Here is a 315-nt window from a genome sequence, read left to right as displayed (position 1 = left end):
GTCCGCGCGATCACCGCGGCGTCGCGCTCGTCGGTCTTGGCCTCGCCGGCGAACAGGCCCGCGGCGCGGCTGGCGGCGAGCCCGGGCAGGTGGGCGACCCCGAGCCCCGCGGCGCGGGCCCGCCTCACGGCGAGGGACCCTATGTTGCGGAACTGGTCGACGACGAGCGTGCCGGCGGGCGCGGAGGCGAACAGCGCGTCGAGCTCGGCCTCCCTGTTGCGGACGGGGGCGCTGGCCAGCACCTCCCCGTCGCGGTCGACCAGGCAGGCCCAGTGCGATGACTTGCCGACGTCCAGGCCGAGCACGGCCGCGGGT

Annotated in this window: 1 protein-coding gene; it reads right to left on the bottom strand. The window is 77.5% G+C overall.

Annotated features, from left to right (window positions below):
- A partial coding sequence (locus GPK39_RS02355; RefSeq protein ID WP_215673629.1) for an IS110 family transposase occupies nucleotides 1-315 on the bottom strand: 315 nt, incomplete at both ends.

Source organism: Collinsella aerofaciens, from assembly GCF_018785245.1.
Taxonomy (GTDB): Bacteria; Actinomycetota; Coriobacteriia; order Coriobacteriales; family Coriobacteriaceae; genus Collinsella; species Collinsella aerofaciens_AD.
This window is presented reverse-complemented; position numbering and strand designations above follow the sequence as displayed.